At 73.8% G+C, this 16,701-nt stretch carries 16 protein-coding genes; 8 read left to right on the forward strand and 8 right to left on the reverse strand.

All coding sequences use genetic code 11. From position 1 onward, the window contains the following. On the reverse strand, nucleotides 1–293 hold a 293-nt coding region (locus ACFE67_RS08440), incomplete at its 3' end, for an agmatine deiminase family protein (RefSeq protein WP_375406444.1). An 86-nt stretch (nucleotides 294–379) separates the two neighbouring features. On the opposite strand from ACFE67_RS08440, the gene ACFE67_RS08445 reads away from it, so the two are divergent. Then, the gene (locus ACFE67_RS08445) at nucleotides 380–1,738 is read left to right on the forward strand and encodes a serine/threonine-protein kinase (RefSeq protein ID WP_375406429.1); all 1,359 of its coding nucleotides are present in this window, start codon (nucleotides 380–382) and stop codon (nucleotides 1,736–1,738) included. 11 nt (nucleotides 1,739–1,749) lie between these two features. Here ACFE67_RS08445 and ACFE67_RS08450 read toward each other — a convergent pair whose 3' ends face one another. Beyond that, nucleotides 1,750–2,238: a hypothetical protein gene (locus ACFE67_RS08450; protein ID WP_375406430.1), complete on the reverse strand. Its 489-nt coding sequence runs from the start codon at nucleotides 2,236–2,238 to the stop codon at nucleotides 1,750–1,752. 186 nt (nucleotides 2,239–2,424) lie between these two features. Here ACFE67_RS08450 and ACFE67_RS08455 point away from each other — a divergent pair, with 186 nt between their 5' ends. Further along, nucleotides 2,425–2,937 carry a universal stress protein gene (locus ACFE67_RS08455; RefSeq protein ID WP_375406431.1) on the forward strand — a complete coding sequence of 171 codons (513 nt, stop codon included), beginning with the start codon at nucleotides 2,425–2,427 and terminating at the stop codon, nucleotides 2,935–2,937. 32 nt (nucleotides 2,938–2,969) lie between these two features. Here ACFE67_RS08455 and ACFE67_RS08460 read toward each other — a convergent pair whose 3' ends face one another. After that, nucleotides 2,970–3,293 carry a hypothetical protein gene (locus ACFE67_RS08460; RefSeq protein WP_375406432.1) on the reverse strand — a complete coding sequence of 108 codons (324 nt, stop codon included), beginning with the start codon at nucleotides 3,291–3,293 and terminating at the stop codon, nucleotides 2,970–2,972. A 105-nt stretch (nucleotides 3,294–3,398) separates the two neighbouring features. Between ACFE67_RS08460 and ACFE67_RS08465 the strand changes: the two genes are divergently transcribed. Continuing rightward, complete coding sequence (locus ACFE67_RS08465; RefSeq protein ID WP_375406433.1) at nucleotides 3,399–4,898, forward strand: carboxylesterase/lipase family protein; 1,500 nt, start codon at nucleotides 3,399–3,401, stop codon at nucleotides 4,896–4,898. Between the two features lie 93 nt (nucleotides 4,899–4,991). Beyond that, nucleotides 4,992–5,474 (forward strand): MarR family winged helix-turn-helix transcriptional regulator, encoded by a 483-nt coding sequence (locus ACFE67_RS08470; RefSeq protein ID WP_375406434.1) that lies wholly within the window; start codon nucleotides 4,992–4,994, stop codon nucleotides 5,472–5,474. Here ACFE67_RS08470 and ACFE67_RS08475 read toward each other — a convergent pair. Continuing rightward, entirely contained in the window at nucleotides 5,432–6,127 is a 696-nt protein-coding gene (locus ACFE67_RS08475; protein WP_375406435.1) for an HAD-IA family hydrolase, read from the reverse strand. The genes ACFE67_RS08470 and ACFE67_RS08475 overlap by 43 nt on opposite strands. 18 nt (nucleotides 6,128–6,145) lie before the next feature. Here ACFE67_RS08475 and ACFE67_RS08480 point away from each other — a divergent pair, with 18 nt between their 5' ends. Further along, nucleotides 6,146–6,949, forward strand: a complete 804-nt coding sequence (locus ACFE67_RS08480; RefSeq protein WP_375406436.1) for a dienelactone hydrolase family protein — start codon at nucleotides 6,146–6,148, stop codon at nucleotides 6,947–6,949. Nucleotides 6,950–7,050: 101 nt separating this feature from the next. Here the strand turns inward: ACFE67_RS08480 and ACFE67_RS08485 are convergent, their stop codons facing one another. After that, nucleotides 7,051–7,992, reverse strand: a complete 942-nt coding sequence (locus ACFE67_RS08485) for a hypothetical protein (protein WP_375406437.1) — start codon at nucleotides 7,990–7,992, stop codon at nucleotides 7,051–7,053. Between the two features lie 91 nt (nucleotides 7,993–8,083). Beyond that, on the reverse strand, nucleotides 8,084–11,575 hold the full coding sequence (locus tag ACFE67_RS08490; protein WP_375406438.1) for a TM0106 family RecB-like putative nuclease: 3,492 nt from the start codon (nucleotides 11,573–11,575) through the stop codon (nucleotides 8,084–8,086). A 94-nt stretch (nucleotides 11,576–11,669) separates the two neighbouring features. On the opposite strand from ACFE67_RS08490, the gene ACFE67_RS08495 reads away from it, so the two are divergent. Both ACFE67_RS08495 and ACFE67_RS08500 read left to right on the forward strand, forming a co-directional pair. Continuing rightward, nucleotides 11,670–12,671, forward strand: coding sequence for an ATP-binding cassette domain-containing protein (locus ACFE67_RS08495; RefSeq protein WP_375406439.1), 1,002 nt, complete (start codon nucleotides 11,670–11,672; stop codon nucleotides 12,669–12,671). After that, entirely contained in the window at nucleotides 12,668–13,474 is an 807-nt protein-coding gene (locus ACFE67_RS08500; RefSeq protein ID WP_375406440.1) for an ABC transporter permease, read from the forward strand. Before ACFE67_RS08495 ends, ACFE67_RS08500 begins: the two co-directional genes overlap by 4 nt. Before the next feature lie 57 nt (nucleotides 13,475–13,531). On the opposite strand, the gene ACFE67_RS08505 is transcribed toward ACFE67_RS08500, so the two are convergent. Beyond that, nucleotides 13,532–14,434, reverse strand: a complete 903-nt coding sequence (locus tag ACFE67_RS08505; RefSeq protein ID WP_375406441.1) for an NADP-dependent oxidoreductase — start codon at nucleotides 14,432–14,434, stop codon at nucleotides 13,532–13,534. Nucleotides 14,435–14,512: 78 nt separating this feature from the next. Further along, entirely contained in the window at nucleotides 14,513–15,460 is a 948-nt protein-coding gene (locus ACFE67_RS08510) for a hypothetical protein (RefSeq protein WP_375406442.1), read from the reverse strand. A gap of 107 nt (nucleotides 15,461–15,567) precedes the next feature. Here ACFE67_RS08510 and ACFE67_RS08515 point away from each other — a divergent pair, with 107 nt between their 5' ends. Continuing rightward, nucleotides 15,568–16,683, forward strand: a complete 1,116-nt coding sequence (locus ACFE67_RS08515) for a sensor histidine kinase (protein WP_375406443.1) — start codon at nucleotides 15,568–15,570, stop codon at nucleotides 16,681–16,683. Nucleotides 16,684–16,701 lie beyond the last annotated feature (18 nt).

Genomic DNA, 16,701 nt, shown 5'->3' on the forward strand with positions numbered 1-16,701 from the left:
GTCCAGTCGACCGCGCCGAGCGCTCCCGCCTCGTCGAGCACGAAGGTGGGACCGGAGTCGCGCAGCCAGGCGTCGTCGAGCGGCGTCTCGATCAGCTCGATCGAGCCGTCGAGCAGCCGCGCCGCGGTCGCGGTGGCGACGGGGTCGACCAGCATCGTGACCGGCTCGAACCCGGCGACCGCGTTCGCGACGGCCGCCCAGGCCGCCGACTCCTCCTCGCCCTCCCCGAACGTCGCGTTCGGGCGGGGGAACGCCATCCAGATCCGCTCATGGGAAGCGGTCTCCGCGGGCATCGTCCAGGCACCGGGCACGGCACGATCCTCCCGCACCGCTTCGATACCCTCGCGGGTGTGACGCGAGCGCGACTCCGGGCAGCCGGATGAGCGCCACGACCCCGGGCCGGGGTGGCGCGCGGGTCGTGCTGCCGGAGCGGTACCGGATCGAGCACGTCATCGGCCGAGGCGGCACCGCCGTCGTGTACGCGGCCCACGACACCCTGCTGAACCGCGCGGTCGCGATCAAGGTGTTCACCGCACCCACCGACTCCGCCAGGGTCCTCCGCGAGCAGCAGCGCGAGGCGCAGACGCTCGCGGGCCTCGCGCATCACGCGCTCGTGACGCTGTTCGACGCCGGTATCGACGACGCCGACGCCGAGCAGCCGCACATCTACCTCGTGATGGAACGGATCGAGGGGCCGGACCTCGGGCAGCGGCTGCGCAGCGGTGCGCTGACGCCGATGGAGGTCACCTCCCTCGGGCTCGACCTCACCGACGCGCTGCTCTACGTGCACGACAACGGCTGGCTGCACCGCGACATCAAGCCGGCGAACGTCCTGCTGACCGACCGGCAGCACGATCGGAGGCTGCGCGGCAAGCTGTCCGACTTCGGGATCGCGACGGTCCTCGGCGCCGCCGCCGACGACGGCGAGTTCACGGTCGGCACCGCCGCCTACCTGAGCCCCGAGCAGGTCGAAGGCGGCGCGCTCGCCGCGACGTCGGACGTGTACTCGCTCGGTCTGGTGCTGATCCAGGCGGCGACCGGCCGGGTCTCGTTCCCGGGCTCGGTGATCGAGTCCGCGTTCGCGCGTCTCAGCCACGATCCGGCGATCCCGGAGCGGCTGCCGCCGCGGCTCGCGGCCGTGCTGGCCGCCATGACCACCCGCACGGTCGGCGACCGGATCCCGCTCGAGCAGGCGCGCGCCGAGTTCGAGAGGTCGCTCGCCGAGCAGATCGCGGGCGGCACCGCGCCTCCCGTCCGACCGGTGCAGGCAGCGCCTGCGCCGCGCACGACGATCACCGCGGGCCCGCCCGACCGCGAGTTCGGCCGGATCACGAGCATCGCCGCCCGCCTCCTCGCGGTACCGGCGGCGTTCGTCGTGCTCGGCGACCCCGGCGAGGAGGCGTCGTCGTTCGAGCCGGAGGTGCACCGGGAGGATCTCGCCAGCCTCGCGGTGCGCGCGCTGCAGGTCGACCGCACCGACGGGTGGACGGTCGAGGACGTGCACGCGGATCCCCGCACGACCGGTGCGGTGCGGACCGCTCCCGTCCGCTCGATGGCGGTGCAGCCGATCCTCGACGGGTTCGGTGCGCGCGTCGGTGCGATCGCGGTGCTCGACGCGCTCCCGCGCGCGTTCGGCTGGGCGGAGACGGCGACCCTCGCCGACCTGGCCGCGCTCGTCGGCCACGAGGTCGACCTGCGCCGCGCCGTCCGCCGCGCCCTGTTCGCCCGCGAGCCCTGACGGATCGGTGCTCAGGCGGCCGTCGGGCGGCCGGGTGTGCGGACCTGGGCCTGCGGATCGAGGGTGCGCAACGCCCGTGCGATCTGCTCGTCGAGTGCGCCGATGCGGTCCAGGAGCGCGTCGTCCCCAGGCAGCCGGAGGATGTAGTACTCCGCGAGGGAGGCCCGGCGGGTGCGCTGCACCCGCACCTCGGCGTCGAACCCGCGGCCGATCTCCGACCGCGAGGCGAGCTTCATCGTCATCCCGGCGGATCCCGCGATGTAGATCTCCCCGTACCCGACGTCGTCGCGGTCCGACGGGAGGGTGAGCGAGCGGGCCAGATGAATCAGCACCTGCTCCTCGCCGGCATGGACCTCGGCCGAGACGCGTGGCGTCGTCGCGTCCGCCTCGATCCGCCCGGCGCTGCCGAGCCCGCGCCGGACGACCGCGACCGCTCCGGCGACAGCGCCGAGGATCGCGAGCGCCCAGAGCAGCATCAGCACCGTCATCTCGATGGACAAGTGAACGCCGTCTCCTTCACACCGGGTGCGGAACGGCGATCTTCGCGGCGACCCGACAGGTGCCGCGCGCGAAGCTCCGGGCAGCGTGGCACAGCGCACTGCGCCGATCCTGGAAGACACCCGGCGGGTCGGGCCGGGTTGACCGGACGTTCGATCAGGCGCAGGATCCGGTGACGGGAGGTCGTCATGGCTGATGAGCGGACCGGGTCGGCGCGGACCGTGGTGGTGGGGATCCTGCCCGAGCAGCCGCTCTGGGTCGTGCAGGTGGCCGCCGACTACGCGAGGGCGTTCGACGCCCAGCTGGTCTGCGTCGCCGCGGACGCCGCGAGGTACGCGTATCAGGAGCTGCCGGACGGCACGCTGCTGAGCTCGCCGATCGACCCGGATCTGACCGCACTCGGCCCGCTGATCCCACCCGAGCGCCTCGCCGAGATCGGGGAGGTGCTCGCCCCCAGCGGCGTGCGCTGGTCGATGCGCGAGTCGGTCGGCATCGCGACGGACGCCCTGATCGAGGTGGCGGACCAGGAGGACGCCCTGATGATCGTCGTCGGCGCCCGCCCGAGCGGGTTCCGCGGCGCGCTGCGGGGCATCATCGCCGGCTCGGTGGCGCTGCGGCTCGCGCACCGCCAGTACCGCCCCGTCGTCGTGGTGCCGACGGCGCCGGAGGAGACCGCGGCGCTGTTCGCCGACCCGAGCTGAGTGGCGCTGAGCGGCGCTGAGCTGAGCCCGCGTCAGACGATCGTGCAGTCGTTCGGGCGCACATCGATCGTCGTGGTGCCCGATGCGGTCGTCGGCACGATGCACAGCCCGGCGATGCGGACCGTGACCCACCCCTTCGGCACCGCGACCGTCCGGGTCTGACCCGACCGCAGGTGGAACTCGGACCGGTAGCCGGCCTTCGTCTGCGCGAGGTGGACCTCGTAGCGCTCGGGATGCGCTGCGGGCGCGATCCGCACGACGACGTGCGCCTCGTCCCGCGGCGCCGCCGAGCACGCGCTGAGGGGGACGGCCGCTGCGATCACCGCGGCGGCGGCGAGGATCCTCCCGAGCTGCACGCGATCAGCGTCGACCCCCGTCCGCGGGACGCGGTGGAGCCGACGCGGTGAGTCGCGGATCACCGGCAGGAGGACGTCCAGCGGGCCTCCGGTAGACCATCCGTCATGGGGGATGCAGGCTCGGTCGACCTGGTGGCACGAACACGAGCCGGGCGGGTGCGCGGCGGCCGCGAGCGCGGGCTGACCGTGTGGCGCGGCGTCCCGTTCGCGGCGCCCCCGGTCGGCAGGGACCGCTTCCGCGCGCCGAAGCCGCCGGAGCCGTGGCCGGGCGTGCGGGACGCGACCCGCGATGGACCGCTGCCGCCGCAGCCGCGGACCACGACCCTGATGGGCGCGGGGCTGCGCACCCCGATGTCCGAGGACTGCCTGACGCTGACCGTCGTCCGGCGCAGCGCCGGGGACCGGCCGAAGCCGGTGGTCGTGTTCATCTACGGCGGCGCGTTCGGGATCGGCGGCGCGACCTCCGGCGCCTACCAGGGGGAGTCGCTCGCCGCCGCCGGCGACGTGGTCTTCGTCGGCTTCAACTACCGGCTCAGCGCGCTCGGCTGGATCGACCTCTCGGCCTACGGCACGGACGACGACCCGATCGAGACGAACGTCGGGCTGCGGGACCAGCTGGCCGCGCTCGAGTGGGTCCGCGACAACATCGCGGCGTTCGGCGGCGACCCCGACGACGTGACCCTGGTCGGCGAGTCGGCCGGCGCGACGAGCGTGCTCACGCTGCTGTCGATGCAGGCGGCGAAGGGGCTGTTCGCCCGGGCGATCGCCGAGAGCCCCGCGATCGGCGCCGTGCACGGCCGCACCCGCTCGGCCGGGTGGGCCGCGGAACTCGTGGAGGACCTCCCGGGCGGCGCGGACGCGCTGCGCGACGTCGACACGGAGGCCCTCGTCGCCGCGACGAACCGGCTGGACGTCGCGGTGTCCGACCGGCTGCCCGCGGCCCGGGTGCTCGGGCCGGTGGTCGGCGATGAGCTGGTGCCGGACTACCCGCTGGACGTGCTGCGCCGCGGGGAGGGCCTGCCGCTCCCGCTCGTGATCGGCACGAACGCCGACGAGGGCTCGCTGTTCCAGAAGATGCGCATCCTGAAGGCGACACCGGTGCGGATGGACCGGCTCTTCGACTTCACGGGACTGGAGACGAGGGAGCCGCTGCTCGCGCACTACGAGGGCGGCACGAGCGCCAGGGCGATGGAGCGGTTCGTCACCGACCTGATGTTCTGGGCGCCGGCGGTGGAGGTCGCGGCCGGCCACGCCGTAGTCGCGCCGGTATGGATGTACCGCTTCGACTTCTCCCCGCCCGCCATGCGCGCCGTCGGGCTCGGCGCGGCGCACTCGTTCGAGCTCGACCACGTGCTCGCCCGCCGCGGCGGACCGACCCGGCGCCTCGCGACGCTGCTCGGCTGGGACCGGGAGGCCCGCGCGCTGACCGGCAGGATGTCCGGCGCGTGGCTGCGGTTCGTCAGAACCGGTGCGGCGCCCGAGTGGTGGCCGCCGTTCGACGACGCCACCCGGCACACCTGGATCTTCGACCGGGAGGACCACCTGGAGAGCGACGCGCGCGCGCAGGTGCGGGCCGCCTGGAGCACCTGGCCGCAGTACGGCTGAGCCCGCCGAGTGCGGGCTGAGCGCGCGAGGAGTACGGTCGTCGCGGTCGGTCGGTCGGTCGGCCGATCGGTCGAGCCGCTCGCAGGGAGCGCCATGCACGACGAGCGGACGCCGCACGAGGCGGCCAGCGGTGCTGCGCGAGCGCTCGTGGCCGCCGTCGACGCGGTCGAGGACGCCGAGAAGGCGCTCGACCAGCGGGTCCGGGTCGTGCTCGGCGTCAACAACACCGACTTCGCGGTGCTGCAGTACCTCGACCGTGTGCAGCGCCGCGGCGGCACCGTCCGGGTCGGCGACATCGCCGCCCGCTTCGGCGTCAGCTCGGGGAGCGCGACCGAGATCGTGCACCGCCTGACGAACGCGGGGCTCGTGCACCGCGTGCCCCATCCCTCCGACGCCCGAGTCCGCCGGCTCGCGCTCACCGACTCGGCCGCGGAGCGGCTGGATCACATCGTCGGATCGGTGCGCAGCGAGCTCGACGCGCTGCTCGACACCATCGACTCCGGCGAGGAGGAGCGGCTGCTCCAGCTGCTGGGTCAGGTGGCGGACATCTTCCGGTCCGGCTCCTCCGCGGGCTGATCGAGCACGGCTGCGTCCAGAACAATCGTGAGCAGGTCGCCGCGTCGCTGCACGCGGACGGCGGCCAGATCCGCGACGACCGCGTCCGCACCGAGGGTCTCGCCCGGCACCGAACCGAGCACGCCGAGCGTCGCGCAGCCGGCGGCCCGTCCTGCGGTCACACCCGCGACGGCGTCCTCGATCACGAGGCACTCCTCGGGCGGGATGCCGAGGCGGGCTGCGGCCGCGAGGTACGGATCGGGGCTCGGCTTCCCGAGCGCGGTGTCCGAGGCGGTGACCAGCACGCGCGGGGTGATGCCGGTCGCCGCGAGCCGGGCGGCCGCGAGCGGTGCGCTGCAGGAGGTCGCCACCGCCCAGCGGTCCGCAGGGAGCGACGCGAGCAGCTGCGCTACGCCGGGCAGCACGACGATCCCCGCCGTGTCCGCGACCTCCAGCCGCTCGATGTCGAGGAACGCGGCCTCAGCGTCGGCGGCGGGCACCCGCTCGGCGACGATGTCGCGAGCCGGTCGGCCGAGCGCCGACGCGCGGACGCCGAGCCGCACGTTCCACCGCTCCTCCCACGTCGCCCACGCGCGATCCACCGCCGGCGTCGAGTCGATCAGGGTCCCGTCCATGTCGAACAGGACGGCACGGACGGTGAACTCGGTGGGCACACCGCCATACTCGCGGACATGACGGACACCGCCCCGGTCGGCACGCTCGACGGCTGGACGGCCACGCCGTTCGCCGCCGCCGGCATCACGCACGACGTCTACGAGCGGGGGAGCGGACCCGGCGTCGTGCTGGTCCCGGAGATCCCCGGCATGACGCCGGAGGTGATCGGGCTCGCCGACCACCTCGTCGACGCCGGGTTCACGGTGTCGGTGCCGTCGCCGTTCGGCGAACCCGGCCGGGAGGGGTCGATCGGGGCGGTGCTGCAGGTGGTACCCCGGCTCTGCGTCTCACGCGAGTTCCGCGCCTTCGCGACGGAGGTGCGCCGGCCGTTCAGCGACTGGCTGCGTGCGCTCGCCGTCGATCTCGACGGCCGGACCCCCGGGCCGGGGGTCGGTGTGATCGGGATGTGCTTCACCGGCGGGTTCGCGCTCGCCGCGGCGGTCGAGGGCGCGGTGCTCGCGTCCGTGCTGAGCCAGCCGGGCGCCCCGTTCGCGGTCGGTCGTGCCAGGGCGATGAACGCGGGCCTGTCGTCCTCGGACCTCGACATCGTCGCGGCGCGTGCGGACCGCGGCGAGGTGTGCGCGCTGGGCCTCCGGTTCAGCGAGGACGCGGCCGTACCCCGCGCCCGGTTCGAGACCCTCCGACGCCGCCTCGGCGAAGCCTTCGAGGTCATCGAGCTCGACTCCTCCGCCGGCAACACCGGCGGCTTCTCCCGGTCCGCGCACTCGGTGCTGACGGGCGAGGTGCGAGAACGACCCGGCCATCCGGCGCTCGAAGCGCGCGACCGCGTGGTCGACTTCCTCCGCACGCGCCTCGCCTGAGACGCCACGCGCCTCCCTGATGCGGTGATTCCGGACTGGTGCAGGTGCGATCGCAGCAGCACCAGTCGGAAATCGCCGCACCAGGCGAGGTTCGTCGAGCGTCAGCGCGTCGCCGGCAGGGCGATGTCGCGATCGATGCGGCCGTCGACCCACTGCACCATCGTGATCCGACCGTTCGGGGTGAGCGGCCAGTCGTGCAGCAGCGCGTCGACCGCCTCCGCCGTCGTCGCCGGCCCGATCGCCAGCCACTGATCGAGGCGGTCGAGGGTGCTGCCGGTGCGGAGCGGGCCGATGATCCGCGCCCACTCGGAGTGGTCCGAGTACACGCCGGCCGTCGTGCCGACGCCGCCGTCGGACGGGGGTGACGTGAACGCGGCGACCATGCCCTCCACCACCGCCTGGTTGAAGAGCAGGTCGCCGCTCCACGTGCGCTCCGCCTCGACGTCGATCCAGAACCGGTGGGTGGACGGGTCGCGGAGGCCGGGGATCGCCGCGGCATGGCGCGCCATCATCCAGCCGTAGACGTAGGCGCAGGACCGTTCCGCGTGCCCGCCTGAGCAGGTCGTGCCGGTGGCGTCGGACGCGAACGCCGCCGGCACGGTGACCTGGCGCCCCTCGACCACGTTCGACGACGGCCAGGACGGGTCCTGCACCCACTTCCGCTCCGGCTTCGTCCACGGGTCCGCGGCCATCACGTAGTAGGAGAGCCGCGGCTGGGACGACCCGCCGGTCGCCGTGTCCGCCCACCGCAGCTCGCGTCGGATGCAGGCGCTGACCGTGCCGGGGAGACCGTCGTTCACCCCCACGACGACGAACGCCGGCCGGACCGCCAGCGGCATCGTCCGGGTCGCGCCGTGCGGCGGGGTGCACACCGGCCAGGACGCGTCGGCGCCGGGCTCGACGAGCGACCAGTCGATCGCGGTCGGCGTCGGGCTCGGCCGCACGGCGGCGGGGACGGCTGCGGCGAGCTGCACGCCGACGACGCCGGCCAGCAGCACGATCACGGCGGCGAGGCCCACCTGGACCCGTCGCTGTCGCCGCACCCTGCAGATCATGCCCGCGCGTGCGCGGCGGCAGCCCGGCGCGCGCCGCGAACACGACGCACCGACCCTCGAGGTCGGATCGTCCGCGCGATCAGGGGCGGGTGAGGCGGAGGAAGCCGCTCAGCTCCGCGACCCCCTCGGCGTCGCGGGGCAGCGCGTCGGCCAGCGAGGGGGAGTGCAGCAGGTAGCTCGCCCACTGCGCACGCGAGATCGCGACGTTGATGCGGTTGCGGGAGAGCACGAAGCCGATCCCGCGCGGCACGTCGGACGCGGACGAGGCCGTCAGCGACACGATCGCGATCACCGCCTCCTGCCCCTGGAACTTGTCGACCGTGCCCACGCGGATCCGGAGGAAGCCCGCCGCGTCCAGCATCTCGCGCAGCAGCGCGACCTGCGCGTTGAACGGAGCGACGACGATCAGGTCGTCCTCGCCGAGCGGGTCGGCGGCGCGCCCGCGGGAAGGATCCGTCCAGGCGAGACCGAGGTGCGTGCGGACCAGCTCGACCACCGCGGCCGCCTCCGCGGGCGATTCGACCGTGTCGCCCGGGTGGTGGAGCGGGACGGGGTGCAGGCCCGGCGCGACGCCGGCCAGCGTCCGGTCCGTCGTCTCGGGGGTCCTGGCGGTGAGGCGGCCCTCGTAGGACAGCTCGGACACCGCGGCGGTCAGTGCCGGATGCATCCGCCAGGTCTCGGGCAGGAAGACGCCGTACTCGGCCGGCAGCACGTCGTGGCCGTCGGACAGCCAGCCGAGCGCCGACGCGTCGACGGGCTCGGGGTGCAGGCCCTGGCTGACCTGCGGCAGCTGCTGCGGGTCGCCGAGCAGCAGCAGGTTCTTCGCGCTGACGCCGACCGCGACGGTGTTCGCGATCGAGAACTGGCCGGCCTCGTCGATGACGAGCAGGTCGAGCTGCTTCTGCGCGACCTGCTTCCCGTCCGTGAAGGTCCACGACGTGCCGCCGACCGCGTACCCGGACTGCTGCCGCCCTCCGGTCCACTGCTGCACACCCACCGGGCGGTCGGGCTCGATGACGGACCAGGCACCGACCGTGCCGGCCGAGGAGATCCGCTTGCCGACGAGGTCGGCGGGCAGCCCGGCCTCGACGACGCGGTCGAGCAGGTTCTCGACGACGGCGTGGGACTGCGCGACGACGCCGACCGACCAGCCGTGGTCGCGGACCAGCGCGGCGATCACCTGCGCGCCGACATGCGTCTTGCCGGAGCCGGGCGGCCCCTGCACGGCCAGGTAGGAGCGCCGCAGCCGGAGCACGTCGCGGACGATCGCCTCGGCCGAGGGGTCATGGAGGGATGCGGCCCGGACGCCGTCGGCGAGCCGCGGCGGAGTCCGCTCGAGCAGGTCGAGCACCGCGTCACCGGCCGCGAAGCCCCTGACCAGCCTGCCGCCCCACTCGAGGATCGCCGCGCGCTGGTTCCTCGTCCGCAGCGGCGCCTTCGGCGTGAGCGCGAACGGCGTCTCCACCCAGCCCTCGCAGGGCGTCCCGTCGCGCCGGCCCGCCTGCTCCTCCAGCACCACGACGGCGCGACCATCCCGGAGCAGCCGCACGTCGAGGACGCGACCGCGGTCGTGCTCGCCGCGCTGCCCGGTGGGAACGTCGTCGCAACCGACCGGCGCGGGCTCGTCGTACATCACGAAGACGCCCTCGTCGCCCGTCTTCAACCCGCTGCCCGGCGCGAGCCAGCCGGTCAGCTCCAGCACGCGGGAGTCGGACCACCGGCCGCCCACCCGGCTCCAGTCCGTGACGACGCGCGCCTCGTCGACGACGAGGACGTCCTTCTGCTCCGCCCAGTCGTCGACCGGCGCGAGCTCGCGCTCGTAGTGCTCCCACCAGAAGGACTTGTCCTCGCGGCGGTGGTACTCGATCGCAGCGGCGGCCAGCGCGATCGCGGTCTGCGCGGGTGTCCGGTCGGCTCGCGGGACGTCGGCGATCGTGGCGAGCAGCGCGTCGCGCACCTCGTCCTCCGCACGGGCGATGCCGGCGTCTGTCTCCGGTTCCTCGGGCAGGGGCGGCCGGCGGGCGATGCCGCGCGCGTCGGCGAGGCCGAGCAGCCAGTTCCGCAGCCCGAGCGTCGCCGCGCAGTCGTACTCGTTGTAGTCCGCGATCTCGCCCAGCTGGGCGGCGGCCTCGGTGCTGCGGCCCTCCTCCACCAGCCGGGCGTACGTCACGTACGCGTCGACCGAGTCGGCGCCGTTCGTCACGTCGCTCTCCCGCAGCCGGTCGCCCATGAAGAGCGGCTCGAGCTTCTTCAGGCTGTAGGAGCGCTCGGAGATGCGGACCGACCGCAGCACGACGGGGTACAGGTCGACGAGCACGTGCTCCCGGAGCAGCTCGTCGAGGATCGCCTCGCCGACGCCGTGCCGGGCGCAGAGCTGCTGCAGGTGGCTGCGCTCGTAGTCGGCGTAGTGGTACACGTGCATGCCCGGGTGGGTGCGACGACGGGCCTGCACGGCGCGGAGGAAGTCCTGCAGCGCCTGCTTCTCCTGCTCGCGGTCGTGCGCCCACAGCGGCCGGAAGACCTCGGGACCCGCATCGATCTCGATGACGCCGAACAGGTACTCGAGTCCCCAGGTGCGGCCGTCGTCGGACCAGAGGGGGTCGCCCTCGAAGTCGAAGAACAGGTCGCCCGGGTCGGGCTCGGGCAGCGCGGCGAGGCCGTCGGCGTCGATCACCTGCGCTTCGACGCCCACGCCTCCGCGCGCCTCGGCGGCGAGCTGCAGCCCGGCCTGCAGGCGGAGCCGCTGCAGGGCAGCGGTGCCGATGCCCTCGACCGGTCCGGTGCTCGCCGCGAACGCGTCGATCGTCGTGATGCCGGCGGCACGGAGGCGGTCCCGCTGCCGCACCGTGAGGCGGCCGACCAGCAGCACGTCGCGGGAGGCGTCGACCTGCACGGTGCACTCGGCGCACCGGCCGCAGGCGACGACGCCCTCGGCGCCCCAGGCGATCGGCGCGCTGTCGGTGCGGCGCGCGTCGACGAGCGCGCGGAGGCGCCCCATCCGCTCCGTGAACACCGGTCGCACATCGGCGAGCCGATGGCTGGAGGTGCTGCCGTCGCCGAGCAGGAGATGGACCCGGTCGCCCATCGGCAGCCCGAGCGCCTCGAGCTGCCCGGCGTACGCCGCGAGCTGCATGAGGGCCGTGACCTTCGCGCGACGCGCGAGCTTCGTGTCGTACACCTCCCACACGTCACCCGTGCGCACGAGGAAGTCCGCGAAGCCGAGGAACCCGCCGTCGAAGAGCGTCGCCTGGAACACCACGTCGGCGCCGTCCGCCATCGCCGCGACCGTGCGTTCCTGCGCAGCGACGAGCGCAGCGAGATCCCGCGAATCGTCCGGGCGCTCGATCTCGACCACGCCCGCGCCGAAGCGCTGCCGGTACGCCGCCAGCTGCCGCTCCTCGTGGGCGTCGCCGAGGCGGGCGGCGCGCCGGTTCAGCGCATCCACGGCCTCCGGCACCGCCTCCACCCGGCCCAGCTTCGCGTCGAGCCGCCGCAGCACGGCCCACTCGCACTCGGTCGCCGCCGTGAGGTCGGACGCCGACAGCACCACCCCACCACCCGTGACGAACATGCGCGCAGCGTAGATCCGCCCTCGGACAGTGCGCGGAACGCGCGGGGGAGACGGGGGTGAGCGCCGTGTCCGCGACTGTCGGCATGATCGACGCATGCCAACTTCCCGCACTCCCGCGATCGAGGCCACCGGCCTCGTCAAGATCTTCGGCGACAACCGCGCCGTCGACGGGGTCGACCTCGTCGTGCAGCCCGGCACCGTCTACGGCGTGCTCGGCCCGAACGGCGCCGGCAAGACCACCACGATCTCCATGCTCGCCACACTGCTGAAGCCCGACAGCGGCTCCGCCCGCGTGCTCGGCCACGACGTCGTCACGCAGGCCGCCACCGTGCGCGGCCTGATCGGCGTGACCGGTCAGTACGCCTCCGTCGACGAGACCCTGTCCGCGACCGAGAACCTCGTCGTGTTCGGCCTGCTGCTCGGCCTCTCCCGCAGGCAGGCCAAGGCGAAGGCGACCGAGCTGCTCGAGCAGTTCTCGCTCACCGAGGCGGCCAAGCGGCCGCTGAAGAAGTTCTCCGGCGGGATGCGCAGGCGCCTCGACCTCGCCGCGAGCCTGATCGCGCAGCCGCCGCTGATCTTCCTCGACGAGCCGACCACGGGGCTCGACCCGCGCACCCGCGCGCAGATGTGGGACACGATCCGGGAGCTCGTCGCGACCGGCTCGACCGTGCTGCTCACCACGCAGTACCTCGACGAGGCCGATCAGCTCGCGGACCGCATCGCGGTGATCGACCGGGGCCGCGTCGTCGCCGAGGGCACCGCCGACGACCTGAAGGCCTCCGTCGGCACCGCCTCCCTCCAGCTGCGGCTCGTCGATCCCGCCGACCTCGCGGTCGCGGAGGCGCGGATCAGGAGCGCCATCGGCGTGCAGCCGGTCTCCAGCGCCGAGCGCGGCTGGCTCACCGTGCCGCTGCAGGACCCGGAGCGGGTCACCGACCTGCTCGTGGACCTGCGCGACGCCGGCATCTCCCTCGCCGAGTTCGGCGTGCAGAAGCCCACCCTGGACGAGGTCTTCCTCGCCATCACCGGCCACGGCGCCGCCGGGAATGAAGACCGTGCGGCCACCGAGGCCGAGAAGGACGAGGTGATCGCATGACCGTCGTCGCAACCACCGCCGCGGCGCAGCCGCGGAACGGGATCACCCGCACCGTCAGCCAGTCGCTGACGATGGCCTACCGCGGCCTGCTGAAGGTGAGGAGGACGCCCGAGCAGCTGTTCGACGTGACGCTGCAGCCGATCATCTTCACGGTGATGTTCGCCTACATCTTCGGTGGCGCGATCGCGGGCAGCGTGCAGTCGTATCTGCAGGTGCTGATCCCCGGCATCCTCGTGCAGACCGTCATCACCGGGTCGGTCGTCACCGGCGTGCAGCTGCGGGAGGACATGGACAAGGGCGTCTTCGACCGCTTCCGGTCCCTGCCCATCGCCCGCATCGCGCCGCTCGCCGGCGCCCTGCTCGCCGACACCGTGCGCTACGCCATCGCGACGACGATCACCTTCGTCGTCGGCGCGATCATGGGCTACCACCAGATCACGGAGCACATCGGCTGGACGGTGCTGGCCGGCCTGCTCGTGATCGTCGTCGCCTGGTCGATCAGCTGGATCTTCGCGCTCTTCGGCATGCTGGCCCGGACGGCGGGCTCCGTGCAGGGGATCTCGTTCCTGGTGCTCTTCCCGCTGACGTTCCTCTCGAACGCGTTCGTGGACACGGCGACGCTGCCCGGGCCCCTGAAGGTGTTCGCGGAGATCAACCCGATCTCGCACCTGATCACCGCGGTGCGCACCCTGGTGAACGACCAGCAGGTGACCGGGGACGTCTGGCTGACGCTGCTGGGTGCCGCCGTGGTCGTGGGTATCTTCGCGCCGCTCACCGTCCGCGCCTACATGCGGAAGGCGTAGCGCGGCCTGCGCGCGGGTACGGTCGCCGCCCCGAGCCGCTGTGGGGCGGCGCCCGGCTCAGTCCAGGACGATCACCGTGCGGCCGCGGCCGTGCCCCAGCTTGCTCAGGCGCTGCGCTTCCGGGGTCTCGTCGAGCGGGAACGTGCGCTCCACGATCATCCGGAGCCCGCCGGTCTCGAACAGGCGGGCCGCCTCCTCGAGCGCGGCGCGGGTGTCGCCGCCGCCGGAGGTGAACTGCGCGCCGAGCTCGTTGGCGGAGTAGTCGGCGACCGAGACGACCTTCGCGGGGTCGCCGGTCAGCTCGATCAGCTGCGGGATCACACCGGCTCCCGCCGCGTCGAGCGCGACGTTCACCTCGGCCACCGCGAGCTCGCGGACCCGGCCGACCCAGCCGTCGTCGTAGGTGGTCGGGATGGCGCCGAGCGCCTCCACGTACGCCTGGTTCGCGGCGCCGGCGGTCCCGATCACGATCAGCCCGCGGGCTCGGGCGAGCTGGATCGCAGCGGTACCGACGCCGCCGGCCGCGCCGGAGATGACGAGCGTGTCGCCTTCCTTCGCGCCGACCGCGGCGAGCGCCCGCACGGCGGTGTCGAACGGCACGGGGGTCGCGGCGGCCTCCTCGAACGAGAGGTGGTGCGGCATCGCCGCCCAGGCCGTGAGCACCGCGTGCTCCGCGAAGGTCGACGGGCCCGAGCCGAACACCCGGTCGCCGACCGCGACGCCGGTGACGCCGTCGCCGAGCTCGTCGACCGTGCCGGCCGCGTCGAGCCCCACGCCCGCGGGGGCGTCCAGCGGCTCACCGCCGGTGAACAGGCCCTCGCGGAACTTCCAGTCCGCCGCGTTCACGCCCGCAGCGTGGACGCGGATCCTGACCTGCCCCGCCGCGGGGTGCGGCTCCTCGACGTCGGCGATCTCGAGGACCTCTGGTCCGCCGTACCGCTCGTACTGCACTGCACGCATGCCCCCATCCTGCCGCGAGTCGGCTGAACCCCCTTCCCGCGCCTCCCCGGACCGGTCCGTTTTGTAGGAACCCCGTTCCTACAAAACGGAGGGTCGGGGCTCGCGGTGGGCGGCGACGCGCACCACGGCACCCGCGGCGAGCAGCATGAGCAGCAGCGCGATGGCGGCGGCGATCGTGAGCCCGTCGGGCGCGAGGAGGGGCTGACCGCGGAGCGCCTGCCAGGTCACCAGGACCAGCACCCCCAAGTAGCCGCTCGCCATCACCGCGAGCAGCCGGGTGCGGGTCGGCTCGGCGAGCCCGGGCACCCGGATCAGGAGGAAGGCGAGAATCGGCAGCAGCTGGAGGGCGTGCAGGCCGACGAAGTGCCCGATCCTGAGGTCCCCGTGCAGCGTGCTCCAGTCCGTGACCGGCAGCCCGGGGCCGCCGTCCGGGCCGCCGACGGTGTGGCCGCCGCCCTTCGCCCAGCCGAAGTTCACGGTGATCAGGACCGCCTCCGCCATCCCCGCGAGGGTGACGAGCAGGCCCCAGCGCATCCCGGCCGCGATCGTGCGATCGACGCCGCGCGTCCGCAGCACGAGGACGGCTGCGACGACCGTGACGCCGAACACGAACGAGATGAGGCCGCCCATCCCGGAGTAGACCACCCCGTCGAAGACGCTCGAGACGTTGAAGTGGCTCGTCGTGCCGCGGAGGACCTGCAGGTCGATGGCCGCGATCTCGCCGACCAGCCCGACCAGGATCACGGTCGCGACGACCGTCAGCAGCCTGCGGTGGCCGCGCACGACGCCGAGCATCCATCGGATCGTGAGCACGTACAGCGTGATGGAGACGCCGAACTTCATCGGCTTCAGCCAGGCTGGAGCGCCGTCGATGACCCGCGGATCGACGGCGAGGCCGACGAGGGAGACCGCGAGCGCGAGCCCCCCGGCGACGAGCGCGCCGGTGAGCAGGCGGTGCCACGCAGGGCGGCGGGAAGCGGCGACGGCGGGGAGCCGCGACGCCGTGCGGAGCGGGGTGGAGGTCATGCGCCCACGCTCGTCCGCAGGCGACGGCACCGCATCGACCCGTGGGGCCGACCGCCTCCGCCCGTGGGACGAGGCGGCGTGCCCTCGGGATGCGTCACCCTGGGTGCGTGCCGACGACCGAGTCCGTGATCACCGACCGCATCTACGCGGGCGTGGCCGTGATCGCGGCCGTCCTCACCTTCGTGGAGTCGCCGGAACCGCTGTGGACCATCGGCGCGGTGCTCGTCGCGCTCGTCCCGTGGGCGCTCGTCGCGACCCGTCGCGACCCGCCCGCGTGGCTGTTCCTCGCCCTCGCGGTGCTGCCGGTCGTCGCCGTCGTGATCGTGAACGACCTCGGCGTCGTGATCTTCATGACCACGGCCGCCGCGAGCCGGTTCGCCTGCCGGGCCGAGGACCGGCGGGCCGTCCTCGTCGTCACCGTGGCGGTGGCGGTCGTGCCCTTCATCCCGGCGCTGCTCGGGTCGTCGCACCCGAACGGCGCGGGCTACTTCGCGTTCGGCGACGTGTTCGGGGTGCTCGTCGGCGTGGTGCTGCGCCGCGGCGACCGGCTCGCCGCCCGGCTGCGGGAGGCGGACAACCGGCTCGCGGAGGCGAAGCAGCTGCAGGAGCGGCAGCGGATCGCCCGTGACGTGCACGACCTCGTCGCGCACTCGCTGACCGTCGTGGTGCTGCACGTGGGCGGCGCGCGGCGGCTGCTGCGCACGGATCCGGAGGCGGCGGAGGCGGCGCTCGCGGACGCGGAGCGCGTCTGCCGCGAGAGCCTCGACGGCATCCGCGGCGTCGTCGGCCTGCTGCGGGACACGGAGTCGTCCTCCTCTGGGCTCTCGCTCGATCTCGACGCGCTCATCGGCACCTACCGGACGGCGGGCGTCGATGTGCGCCTCACGACCACGGGCGATCCGGCCGAGCTGCCGCTGGGGACCCGGGTGACCCTGTACCGCGTGGTCCAGGAGTCGATGGCGAACGCAGCCCGGTATGCGCCTCCCGGGTCCGCGGTGACCGCCGATGTCGCGGTCGCGCCGGATGAGGCGGCCTGCCGCATCGTGAACGACCGAGGCGCGGGCGCCGGCAGATCGGGCGGGTTCGGCCTCGCGGGGCTCCGGGAGCAGGTCGCCTCGGCCGACGGTGTGCTGACGAGCGGGCCGGAGGGCGACCGCTGGGTGGTCCTGTGCCGGCTGCCGGTGCAGCAGGTATCGGCCGTCGGCGTGGGCGGCGGCGCATGAGCGGGCTGCGGGTGGTGC

It is taken from the genome of uncultured Amnibacterium sp. (assembly GCF_964244015.1).
Taxonomy (GTDB): Bacteria; Actinomycetota; Actinomycetes; order Actinomycetales; family Microbacteriaceae; genus Amnibacterium.

Bases quoted from the DNA above. Each gene is read 5' to 3' on its own strand.
- ACFE67_RS08445 (WP_375406429.1), top strand. From the start codon at position 380: ATGAGCGCCACGACCCCGGGCCGGGGTGGCGCGCGGGTCGTGCTGCCG.
- ACFE67_RS08455 (WP_375406431.1), top strand. From the start codon at position 2,425: ATGGCTGATGAGCGGACCGGGTCGGCGCGGACCGTGGTGGTGGGGATC.
- ACFE67_RS08465 (WP_375406433.1), top strand. From the start codon at position 3,399: ATGGGGGATGCAGGCTCGGTCGACCTGGTGGCACGAACACGAGCCGGG.
- ACFE67_RS08470 (WP_375406434.1), top strand. From the start codon at position 4,992: ATGCACGACGAGCGGACGCCGCACGAGGCGGCCAGCGGTGCTGCGCGA.
- ACFE67_RS08480 (WP_375406436.1), top strand. From the start codon at position 6,146: ATGACGGACACCGCCCCGGTCGGCACGCTCGACGGCTGGACGGCCACG.
- ACFE67_RS08490 (WP_375406438.1), bottom strand. From the start codon at position 11,575: ATGTTCGTCACGGGTGGTGGGGTGGTGCTGTCGGCGTCCGACCTCACG.
- ACFE67_RS08495 (WP_375406439.1), top strand. From the start codon at position 11,670: ATGCCAACTTCCCGCACTCCCGCGATCGAGGCCACCGGCCTCGTCAAG.
- ACFE67_RS08500 (WP_375406440.1), top strand. From the start codon at position 12,668: ATGACCGTCGTCGCAACCACCGCCGCGGCGCAGCCGCGGAACGGGATC.
- ACFE67_RS08505 (WP_375406441.1), bottom strand. From the start codon at position 14,434: ATGCGTGCAGTGCAGTACGAGCGGTACGGCGGACCAGAGGTCCTCGAG.
- ACFE67_RS08510 (WP_375406442.1), bottom strand. From the start codon at position 15,460: ATGACCTCCACCCCGCTCCGCACGGCGTCGCGGCTCCCCGCCGTCGCC.